Annotated in this window: 8 protein-coding genes and 2 pseudogenes; 3 read left to right on the top strand and 7 right to left on the bottom strand. The window is 70.2% G+C overall.

Features of this window, described 5'->3' with window-relative positions:
• Window positions 1–108: pseudogene (locus ACWDVW_RS24940) on the top strand (transcriptional regulator); the annotation flags it as partial.
• Between the two features lie 233 nt (window positions 109–341).
• Here the strand turns inward: ACWDVW_RS24940 and arfA are convergent.
• The 3 genes from arfA to ACWDVW_RS24925 form a co-directional block, all read right to left on the bottom strand.
• Window positions 342–1,853: an arabinosylfuranosidase ArfA gene (gene arfA / locus ACWDVW_RS24935; protein ID WP_449953222.1), complete on the bottom strand. Its 1,512-nt coding sequence runs from the start codon at window positions 1,851–1,853 to the stop codon at window positions 342–344.
• A 428-nt stretch (window positions 1,854–2,281) separates the two neighbouring features.
• Window positions 2,282–3,220, bottom strand: coding sequence for an NADP-dependent oxidoreductase (locus ACWDVW_RS24930; protein ID WP_449953219.1), 939 nt, complete (start codon window positions 3,218–3,220; stop codon window positions 2,282–2,284).
• Window positions 3,221–3,456: 236 nt separating this feature from the next.
• A complete protein-coding gene (locus ACWDVW_RS24925; RefSeq protein WP_449953216.1) occupies window positions 3,457–4,125 on the bottom strand; it encodes a TetR/AcrR family transcriptional regulator in 669 nt (222 codons plus the stop codon).
• Between the two features lie 85 nt (window positions 4,126–4,210).
• Between ACWDVW_RS24925 and ACWDVW_RS24920 the strand changes: the two are divergent.
• A pseudogene (locus tag ACWDVW_RS24920) lies at window positions 4,211–4,416 on the top strand (S8 family serine peptidase); the annotation flags it as partial.
• Window positions 4,417–4,521: 105 nt separating this feature from the next.
• On the opposite strand, the gene ACWDVW_RS24915 reads toward ACWDVW_RS24920, so the two are convergent.
• The 4 genes from ACWDVW_RS24915 to ACWDVW_RS24900 form a co-directional block, all read right to left on the bottom strand.
• Window positions 4,522–5,499, bottom strand: coding sequence for an NAD-dependent epimerase/dehydratase family protein (locus ACWDVW_RS24915; protein WP_449953213.1), 978 nt, complete (start codon window positions 5,497–5,499; stop codon window positions 4,522–4,524).
• On the bottom strand, window positions 5,496–8,072 hold the full coding sequence (locus ACWDVW_RS24910) for an alpha/beta fold hydrolase (RefSeq protein ID WP_449953210.1): 2,577 nt from the start codon (window positions 8,070–8,072) through the stop codon (window positions 5,496–5,498). Before ACWDVW_RS24910 ends, ACWDVW_RS24915 begins: the two co-directional genes overlap by 4 nt.
• A complete protein-coding gene (locus ACWDVW_RS24905) occupies window positions 8,069–9,091 on the bottom strand; it encodes a 3-oxoacyl-ACP synthase III (RefSeq protein ID WP_449953208.1) in 1,023 nt (340 codons plus the stop codon). Before ACWDVW_RS24905 ends, ACWDVW_RS24910 begins: the two co-directional genes overlap by 4 nt.
• A 192-nt stretch (window positions 9,092–9,283) precedes the next feature.
• Window positions 9,284–9,778, bottom strand: coding sequence for a winged helix-turn-helix transcriptional regulator (locus ACWDVW_RS24900; protein ID WP_449953205.1), 495 nt, complete (start codon window positions 9,776–9,778; stop codon window positions 9,284–9,286).
• A 113-nt stretch (window positions 9,779–9,891) separates the two neighbouring features.
• On the opposite strand from ACWDVW_RS24900, the gene ACWDVW_RS24895 reads away from it, so the two are divergent.
• Entirely contained in the window at window positions 9,892–10,470 is a 579-nt protein-coding gene (locus ACWDVW_RS24895) for a dihydrofolate reductase family protein (RefSeq protein WP_449953202.1), read from the top strand.
• Window positions 10,471–10,608: the final 138 nt, after the last annotated feature.

The raw sequence follows: 10,608 nt of genomic DNA, 5'->3' as shown, positions 1-10,608 counted from the left end.
GACAAGCGTGGTGTGTGGGCGTTTTACCGTCTGGTGCCGTCTGCGATCGCTGCGGTCGCTGACCTGTTGACCCCGCCCCGCAAACGCGCAACGAAAAAGACCCGCTGACCCCGTCTCTGATCATGACGGTGACGGCATCGATCGACATGATCTGCGGCTCGGACGTCCCCGCCGCCTCGCGCGGTACGCGGGTCGGTCCGGGTACCGGTGTCGTACCCGAACCGACCCGCACCGCCCCAGATCGTCGTTCGGGCCCGCCACCGCCCGGTCGCTTCTCGTGGGACAGGCCTCAGGCGGTCCGGCGACCCCTGGACACGCCCACATCATTTGGTTAGGAGCTCTTAGGCCAGGGAGAACCGCACTGCCGTCCACGACACCGGCGGTAGCACGATCTCGGCACTGCCGGCGTCGATCGAGACCTGTCCGGTGGGCCGCAGCGTGATCCGGTCCTGGTGGGCTGCGGTGTTGGTGGCGCGCAGGTCGTCGTCGGCGAGGGTCGACGCCTCGACGCGCGACACCCCTGCTTCGAAACGGCTCAGGTCGACGGCGAAGCGCACCGGTCGAGTGTCGTCACGATTCACGACGAAGATCGCCACTGCTGCCGCCCGCGCGTCGTACGTGGCGACCGCGTCGACCACCGCCGCCTCACCGTGGCGTGCCGTCAGGTAGGTCGGACCGTCGACAGCCGCACGCAGGACGTCACCCCGGGCCAGCGCGGCCGTACGGGCGAACGGATGGAAGATGGTCTGCCGCCAGGCGGGCCCACCGGGCTCGGTCCGGATCGGAGCGATGACGTTCACCAGTTGGGCCTGACACGCGGCGGTGACCCGGTCACTGTGCCGGAGCAGGGAGATGAGCAGACTGCCGACGACGACGGCGTCGGCGACGTTGTACTCGTCCTCGATGACCCGGGGCGCGACCCGCCACTCGTCCGCAGGCGGCTGGTTCTGGAAGCGGGAGAGGTACCAGACGTTCCACTCGTCGAAGGACACCTGGATCTTCTTCTTGCTCCGCAGTCGGGCACCGATGCTGTCGGCGGTGGCGACGACGCTGTCGATGAAGTGGTCCATGTCCGTCGCGCTTGCCAGGAAGGAGCCGAGGTCGCCGTCGTGTTCCTCGTAGTAGGCATGGCAGGAGACGTAGTCCACCAGGTCGTAGGTGTGTTCCAGGACGGTGGCCTCCCAGGCTCCGAAGGTCGGCATGCCGGAGCTGGAACTGCCACAGACGACGAGCTCCAGGCCCGGTTCCGCCGCGCGCAGACCCCGCGCGGTGGCGGCGGCGAGCCGACCGTACGCGTCGGCGTCCTTGTGCCCCAGCTGCCATGGCCCGTCGAGTTCGTTGCCGAGGCAGAACATCCGGATCCCGTGGGGCTCCTCGGCGCCGTTGGCCCGGCGCAGGTCCGACAGGTGGGTGCCGGCCGGATGGTTGAGGTACTCGTGAACGTCGAGGGACTCCTGTACGCCCCGGGTACCCAGGTTCAGCGCGTACATGATCTCGACGTCGGCCTTGGCCGCCCACCGCGCGAACTCGTCGATGCCGACCTCGTTGGTCTCGATGCTGTGCCAGGCGAGGTCACGGCGCCGTGGACGCTGGTCCCTCGGGCCGACTCCGTCCTCCCAGCGGTACCCGGAGACGAAGTTGCCACCCGGGTAGCGGACCGTCGTCACGCCGAGTTCGCGGGTCAGGTCCAGGACGTCGGTGCGGAAGCCGTCGACGTCGGCGGACGGATGACCGGGCTCGTAGAGGCCGGTGTAGACGCAGCGCCCCATGTGCTCCACGAACGTGCCGAAGGTGCGCCGGTTGACCGGGGCCACCACAGCCGTGGGATCAAGCGTGATGCGCGCGATGTGCACAGCCGTTCTCCTGTCTCTGGTCGGTGGAGGTGCGTCGACGGCCCCGGCCAGTCGGTCCGACTACGGGGGAGCGCCGCTGGTCGGCTCCCGCGCCAGTGCCGTCGGCACAGCGGGATCGCCGCGATCAACGGGCTGGTCGCGACCAGCCCGCCGGTGCCCGCAACTCGTGCTGCACACCACCAACGGCAGAGCTGTACCCGCCGCCCTCGCCACCGCCGGTCGGCGTGCGTCCGGCACTGGAACTCCTGGCTGTGCGGCGCTGCGAACAGCATGCCCGGCGCACCGATTGGCGGCAATAGTTCGATGTCGTCGACGGGTACGCCGACGCCACCGACCACACCCGCGCCCGCGTCACGCGGGCAGTGGCCCGTTGCGCCAGCGGTCGCGGCGACCCGGATCCTCGTAGCGGGCGGTGCGTGGGTCGAGGCTCAGGTCGCGGGTCCGGTGAGGACGACGACTTTGCCTTTGGCGCGGCGGGTCTCGACGCGGGCGAGTGCCTCCACTGCCTGGTCGAAGCGGTAGGCGCTGTCGATTTTCACCTGCAGGATGCCGCTGTCGATGAGTGCGCCGAGTTCGCGTAGGTCCTGTCCGTTCGGGCGCATGGACAGGAAACGGTAGGTGAAGCCTCCGGCGCGTGCGCGTCGCCGAGGCCCGAGTGTGGCGAGCCACAAGGCCGTGTCGAGGGCTACGGCACGCCAGACCGGCATCGGGTAGTCGTGCCGGATCGATCCGGGCGTCGGGGTCGCGGTGATCGTCACGAGCCGGCCGCCCGGGGCCACGACCCCCAGCAATGCGGTCAGCTGTGGACCGCCGACGAGATCGAGGATCTTGGTGAACTGCCCCGGGACTGCTTCGATTCGCCGGGATCGGTAGTCGATGACCTCGGCGGCGCCGAGGCCGTGCAGGAGCGGCTCAGAAGCGGCGGAGGCGGTGGTCACCACGTGGGCACCGACGCGGGCGGCGAGGGTGGTCGCGAACATGCCGACCATGCTGGAGCCGCCGGTGATGAGCAGCCGGTCGTCGGCCTGGACCGCGAGAGCGTCGCGGACGGCCTGGAGGGCGGTCGTACCGGCCAGCGGGACGGCCGCAGCGGCGGCGAAGTCGAGCGTGCGCGGCATCGGCGCGACCAGGTCTGCTTCGATGGCGACCTTCTCCGCCAGCGCACCGAGGCGTGCTTTGTCGGTACGGCCGAAGACGGCGTCGCCGACGGCCACGGTCTTCACTCGGGAGCCGATGGCAGACACGACGCCAGAGAACTCGTTTCCGGGCACGACGGGAAAACGGACGGGGTTGGCGAACCGGAAGGTGCCGGAGCGTTGCAGGATGTCGATCGGGTTGAGGCCGACCGCGCAGGTGTCGACGACCACGTCGTGGGCTCCCGGGACCGGGTCGCTGCGGTCACCGAGGCGGAGAACCTCCGGGCCGCCGAATCCGGTCAACTCATACGCGCGCAATGAAGGTCTCCACATCCATCGATGCCTGCCTGGTCGGGGCAGACGGCGTGCTGTCCCAGGCGGGGTCGGGCGGGCGGATCGGCGGCATGCCAGGCGCCTTTCGCGGAGCGGACACGACGGTCAGGTGCATGGACACCGACCGCCCGACTTCAGCGCCGTCGTTGCACGCCGGGCAGCCATTGCCGCAACAGCGCGTCGACATCGGCGCCGGTCGTCGGCGTGCCCAGATCGCTCGCCTCCGGCGAGGCGCGCAGGCCGTCGATGAGCAGCCGCAGATAGCGGGTGTAGGTCTCGGGACAGCTCTGTCGGCTGTGGTGCGCGACCTCGCTGATCATGGTCAGCAGCACGGGGATGTCCTCGGCGGTGACGTCCGGACGCAACGTGCCCTCGGCGCGGGCACGCGCGACCAACTGCCGGATGATCGGCATGATCCGGTCACGGATCTGCGCCAGGTACCGCTCGTCGAAACCCGCCCCCAACTCGACGTCGCGGACGCCGCGGTCGGCGGCGTGCAACTGCGCAGCACGGCACAGGAAACGCACCAGGCCGTCCCAGCCGGTCGGCGCGTGCAGTGCCGCCTCGATCGCCGCCGCATGCCGTTCCAAGCGCTCCTCAAGAGCGGCCGCGAGCAGCGACTCCTTGGTCGGGAAGCGTCGATGTACGGTGCCGACACCGACGCCGGCCTGCTGGGCCACGTCGTCGTAGGTCGCGGACACCCCGCGCGTGGCGAACGTCTGGCGGGCGGCCTCGATGATGCGTTGCCGGTTTGCCTGCGCATCACGCCGCAGCGCCCGGCCCGATCCCACGGACTCCTGCATGAACCTCACCGTATCAAGTGGAACGAGATATTCCACTTCTCGGGTACGCGCCGCAGCGTGACGCCGCGGGTGCGGTGGCGGCGTTTCCAGCCGGGGACCGGGCGCCAAGCCTGACCTGGTCGCACCGGGCGCCCGGATCAGGTCGGCGTTGCCAGGCGGCGGGTACGGCGAGATGTCCGGCACGTCGATGGCGGCGCCGCAGGTGGCGGGGGTGGTGGCGCTGATGTGGTCGGCGGCCCCGGCGACCTGCCCCGGACCCGGGCGCTGTTGAACTCCACGGCGACGCCCGTAACCCCGGCGGCGGTCCGCGCCGCCTTGCTTCTGTCCTAGCGGGAGCTAGAGCATTGACGCGCCCTTGCCTACCTGCTCAGGCCCCTCGGCCACGACGAGACCGGCTCAGTGTGGATGGTACGCCGCAGCTAGCCGCACGAAGCCTTCATCCAGCGTCACCTGCGGTGACCAGCGCAGTGCCTCTCGGGTCCGGCGTTGGTCGAACCAGTGTGCGGTGGACAACTGCTCGGCCAGAAACCGGGTCATGGGCGGTTCGTCGGTCTGCCGAAGCGTCGACCACAGCCACTCCACTGCGGTGCCGCCGGCCTTCGCTGCGGCCACCGGCACCCGAAGTCTCGGCGGCGCCGTCCCGGCGGCGACGCAGATACGCTCGATGAGTTCGAACACCGTCCGTGGCTCGCCGTTGGTGACGACGAAGGCCTGCCCGTGTACGTCCGCCTCGGGCACCCGGTCGAGCGCGGCGACGAGGGCGTCGACGGCGTTATCGACGTACGTCGTGTCGATCAGGGCGGTTCCCTGGCCGACCAGTGCCAGCCGGCCGGCCTGCGCCCGCTCGACGATCCGGCCCACCAACTGGGTGTCACCCGGTCCCCAGACCAGGTGGGGGCGGATCGCCACCACGGCGAAGTCGGGCGAGTCGGCGGCCAGTGCGAGCGACTCAGCCGAGGCCTTGCTGCGGGCGTAGTTTCCCCGGGCCCGCTCGGGGTCGGCTGCGCCGGCTCCGGCGCCGACCAGGCCGGTGCCATGATGAGCGACCGACGGCGAGGACACGTGCACGAATCGCGTCACGCCGGCTGCCCGGGCGGCGGCGAGCACGGTGGCCGTACCACCGATGTTGATGTGCTCGAACTGTCGCCACGGGCCGGTCATCGAGACTTTCGCGGCCAGGTGGACCACGGCGTCGACCCCCGCCGTGGCCGCCCGTACGGCTTGCGGATCGGTGATGTCGCCGCGGCGCTCGTCGACCCCGACCAGGCCGCTGGATCGACGTTGCAGGACGCGGACCTCGTCGCCACGCATCCGCAACGCGGTGGCGGTGGCGCCGCCGAGCATGCCGCTGGCACCGGTGACCAGGATTCTCACAGTCCGTTGACCCTCCCGCCGGCGAGCACTCGTTCCGCCCAGAGACGTAGCCGGGTACGGTCGATCTTCGAGTTGTGGCGGATGTCAGTGGGCAGGGCCGGGACCACCAACACAGCCGCGACCGGTGGCACGGCCGCGTCACGTACCGCGTCGGTCAGTTCCCGGCTCGCCAGTCGTGCATGGCGGGTACCGGGCAGGGTCTCGGCGATCACCACGACCTTCGCCACACCGGGCGGTCCCACACCGACCACTGCGGCCCGCGCGATCTGCGGCACCGATTCGACCTGCTGCTCGATGCCGACCGGGGCGAGCACGCCGTCGGAGGTGAGCAGGATATGGGCCAGTCGACCCTGCACCCAGAGCCGGCCTTCGGGATCCAGGTAGCCCACGTCGCCGGTGCGGTGCCATCCGGGAGTGCGGGAGCTGTCCCGTTCGGTCAGCCAGAGGCCGTCGTACCGATCCTTTACATGCCCGGCCCTGACCAGGATCTCGCCGGTCAGCCCAGGAGCGCAACCGGCGTGCTCGGAAGGCGTACCGGTCGAGTCCAGGGCCGCGATCGCCACCTGAACGCCGGGCAACGGCCGGCCGACGCAGACACCGTCGCCCGGCTCGGCTTCGACGATCTCGTCGAGGGTGATGTCGGTGACCGGGAGGACCTCGGTCATCCCGTAGGGCGTGTGCGGCTGCGCCTTGGGCATCAAGGCTCGCGTCTGTGTGAGCAGCGCGGCGGGCACCGGCGCGCCCGCGCTCAGCAGCAACGTCACGTCCTCCAACGCGGTGCGCTGGCGATCGTCCACCACGTCGCCGGTGTCGACCACGTTGCGGAGCGCGGCCGGTGAGGCGAACACCGCCGAAGCGTCGACTGCGGCCACCGCCTCGGCGAGAGCGGCGGCGGTCAACGTCCGTGGGGCGGTGACCCGCATGTCCGGGATCGCCGACGGGGCGCCGAGAGCCGGTCCGAAGAGTGCGAACGGCGCGAAGGCCGCCACGATTCCGGCGTCGGCGTTCACTCCGAGGCCGAACAGCGCGTCCCGCATCGCGGCGAGCTGGCGGTGGGTGTAGACCACACCCTTCGCCGGCCCGGTGGAACCGGACGTGAACAGCACGGCCGCGTCGTCGTCCGGGTCTGGCGGGGCCGGAAGGTCCCGGACGTCGGCACCGAGGCGGGCCAGCTTGCCCAGGGTGAGCGCGCCCAGCACGGCGGCGCCAGGTCCGGCCCCGAGCGGCCTTCCGGGCCAGCGCAGGGCGCGGGCGAGAGCGAGTCCCGGGCCGATGGCGACGAGGTGCGAGGGGTCGGCGCTGCGGAGCGCTCGGCTCATGCCGCCCAGTCCCAGCCCGGGATCGGCTACCACGATCACCGCACCGATACGAAGGCACGCGTAGACGGCGGCGGTCAGATCGGCGCCGGGCGGTACGAGCAGTGCCACCCGATCGCCGCGACGCACTCCGGAGGCCGACAACCCGGCCCCGATCTCCTGAATGCGTCGCCACAGCAACGACCAGCTGATCTGCCGACCGTTGTTCGCCAGCTCCACCAGAGCGACCGACCGGTCCTCGGCACGCTCCGCCAACGCCGCCCACAGCGGACGCCACGGCGCCGCCGGTTCCGGCGTCGCGATCGGCTCGGCGGGCCGGCGGTCCAGGTCGACCAGCCACTGGGCGACCGCACCGGCGACATCAGCGTCCTCGGCGAGCAGGTGACCCGCGCCTTCGAACCGGTGCACCTGTGCATGCGGCAGCCGGTTCCGCAGGTCGCGCAGGTGCACCTCGCCGAAAACCGGGTCGCGTGGCCCCCACAGCAGCAGTGTCGGAATCCCCGCCAGCATGTGCAGACGCTGCGAGACCTCTTGCAGCGCCCGCCAGCTCGGGTGCTCGGGACCGAGCGGGATGTCCGCGACGAAGCCGCCGATCGCCGCCCGTCGCTCCACACCGTGGTACGGAGCGAGATAGCCCTCACGGACAGGCTTCGGCAGCCACGGGTTCGCCAATGCGAGGGTGGCCTGCAGGAACGTCTGCGTCCGCACCGTCACCGCCGGCAACACGCCAGGCAGTCGGGCCAGGCGGATCAGTGCGGGCGCCGGCGACCCACTCGGCTGGTGCACGGCAGTGTTGGTCAGCACGACACCACGGAGCTGATCGCGGTGACGCAGCGCCCAACCCAGGGAGATGGATCCGCCCCAGTCGTGCCCGACGGTGACGACCGGCCCGGTGATGCCGAGCGCGTCGGTGACTGTGGTGAGGTCGTCGATCCGCTGCGCCAGCCCGCGTACGGTGCCGGTGCGCTCCGAGAACCCCATGTCCAGATGGTCCACGGCGACCACCCGCCACGGCGGAGCGTCAGCCCGCTGGAACCGGGCCAGCAGGTGCCGCCACAGATACGACCAGGTGGGATTGCCGTGCACGCACAGGAGCGTTCCCACGGGCTGGATCGCGCTGTCCGAGTCCGCAGCGGCGGTGTCCAGGACATGCCAGGTGCGCTCCACGCCCTGACTGTCCGTCGCCGTGACCCACCGGGACCAGGCGCTGTCCAGACCGGGTAACCCGAGCGGCGACGCTGCCTGTCGACTGCTCACCACACGATCTCCAGCGCGCACGTGTTCAGGCCGGAGCCGACCCCCATGCACAGCACCCGGTCACCGGAGTGCAGCGATCCCGCGTGGTGGGCCAGGGTCATCGGTAGCGACGCCGGGCCGACGTTTCCCCACAGCGGGAACGTCGCCGGGACCCTCCGATGGTCGAGGCCGAGCCGCCTGACGACGCCGTGGGTGTGGGCCGCCGAGACCTGATGCATGACGTAGAGATCCATGTCCTGCCAGTCCCACGACCCGGCATGCGCCCAGGTCGCCTCCGCGAGGTCCACACCCGCGTCGAGGAGACCCTTCGCGTCGGTACGCATTCGCGTGTTGTCCCCGACGCACAGCTCGTGATGTTGGGTGGCCGCCCTGCTCACGCCGCCGATCAGCCGGTGCTCCTGGTGGTGGCTGCCGGCGGCGGCCAACACCATCGCGGCCGCGCCGGAACCGAGGGTCAACGTGGCGAACTGCTCGCGGACGTCGTCCCGGGTCGCGTCGGACCTCCGCAACCGCTCGATGGTCACCTGTTGGGCCTCGCGGGAACTCTCGCCCGCCACGACCAGCGCGTACCGGATCTGCCCGGCGTCGATCATGTTGGCAGCGACCTGGATCCCGTTGACGAATCCGAGGCAGGCGTTGGCGATGTCGAAGTTCAAGGCCGACGGCGGCAGGTCCAGAGCGTGATGGATCGCGACTGCCGTCGAGGGCTCCAGATGCGCGCGGGACACCGACGTGTTGATCAATAGGCCGACGTCACGCGCGTCGACACCCGCCTCCGACAGTGCCTTGGCCCCGGCCGTCGCCGCCGCCTCGGCGAACCCGAAGCCCTCCGGCCACCAGCGCCGCTCCTGAACTCCGGCGATCCGCTGGAGCATCCCTGGGCGCAGTCTCAGCCGTCGGAAGGTCTCGCTCAGCTGCTCATCGAACTGATCAGAGGTGACGATGACCGGCGCCTCCAAAGCCGTAACCGACAGTATCGCCGTGTTTGCGTAGCGATACTCAGCGTTGCCATGCGTCATCCAGCCTCCGCCCGTCGCTCACCCTGAGGGCTCGAAGTTATCCACTCGGCCCCCCGCGCACCAACGGTCAGTCGGCATCGCGGCGAACGTCACTCAGCCGCGCACACCCGTCGACATGACGTGGTCCGCCGGTTCACCCGCGAGTGGCGACTGTGACCCGCAGTTGGGCCTGCCGCCTCGAACGCGGACGGGTCAGGCTCTGCGCGCGAGTTCCGCCTGGTAGGCCGCCTCCAACTGGGCGGCGACCGAGGTGGCGCCGGCTGGCCGGGGCTGGCCCAGGTGCGTCTCCCGCAACTCGTCCATGAACTGGTGCCACAGGTGCGGGCCGCCCTCGTCGAGTATCCGGGCTCGGATACTGAGCTCGGGGCTAACCGGTAGGTGCTGTCGCCCCCATGCGCCAAGCGTCGCGAGCACCGGGACGAGCTGGATGGATCGCTCGGTGAGGTGATAGATGCGTCGTTGTTTGTGCCTGGGGTCCGGGGCTTGCGAGAGAAGTTCGTTGGCGAGGAGGCGGCGCAGCCGGTCGGCGAGGATGTTGGAGGCGATCCCTTCGTCGGAGCGTGTGAGCAGTTCGCGGAAGTGGCGGCGATTGCCGAACATGATGTCGCGGATCACCAGCAACGACCAGGTGTCCCCGATCACTTCCAAGGCGAGGTTGATCGGACAGTCCGAACGATGCTCACTCATGAACCCTCCCGATGCCCCGCGAACTGATTGCAGACTACTCCCGGTTCCCCTACGCTGGTCGGACCGATTGCATGTCGCAATCGGATTCATGGTCGAGTACCCAGGGAGAGCCCATGTCAGATCGCCCGGCAGGGAAAGTGCTGTGGCACGCGACCGTCTCGCTCGACGGCTACATCGCCGCCTCAGGAGACGACGTCACCTGGGTCTTCGACCACTTCGACCCGGAGGAGCCGACAGCGGCCGCCGTGGTGGAGCGCACCGGAGCCGTGATCGCCGGACGACGCAGCTACGAGGCGGGCGAACGAGACGGCAGGAAAGTGTTCGACGGCGCCTGGTCCGGCCCGCAGTACCTGCTCACCCACCGCCCCACCGAGCAACCGCTCCAGGGCGTGGCAGTCCGCGCCGGCGACGTCACACCTGTCGTCGACGAAGCCCGGATCGCCGCGACAGGACGGGATGTGCTCATCATCGGCGCGGACGTCGCCAGCCAGTGCCTGGCCGCCGGCCTGGTGGACGAGGTCATCGTGCACATCGCCCCGATCCTGCTCGGCAACGGCGTACGCTTCCGCGGCCCCGATGAGCACACCCATCTCACACTCATGGACGTCAGCCGCCACAAGGAGATCGTCACTCTGCACTACCACACCGGCGTGGACGGACCGTCCCGTGCGACGAGAGCGAGCCTGGCCTGACCAGTCCAAGATCCATGGCAGACTCGGGTCGCATGCGGCGCTTCTGCTCCTGGGACGGCACCGCTCGGCCCCGTGCCGGCAGCCCGTGCCCGGATCGTGTGGCCTTGCGGACAGGTTGTCCAGAACGACGGGGGATCG

The organism is Micromonospora sp. NPDC003241, assembly GCF_053589795.1.
This window is presented reverse-complemented; position numbering and strand designations above follow the sequence as displayed.

Coding starts and splice junctions, on each gene's coding strand:
- ACWDVW_RS24925 (WP_449953216.1), bottom strand. CDS start 4,125: ATGCAGGAGTCCGTGGGATCGGGCCGGGCGCTGCGGCGTGATGCGCAG.
- ACWDVW_RS24905 (WP_449953208.1), bottom strand. CDS start 9,091: ATGACGCATGGCAACGCTGAGTATCGCTACGCAAACACGGCGATACTG.
- ACWDVW_RS24900 (WP_449953205.1), bottom strand. CDS start 9,778: ATGAGTGAGCATCGTTCGGACTGTCCGATCAACCTCGCCTTGGAAGTG.
- ACWDVW_RS24895 (WP_449953202.1), top strand. CDS start 9,892: ATGTCAGATCGCCCGGCAGGGAAAGTGCTGTGGCACGCGACCGTCTCG.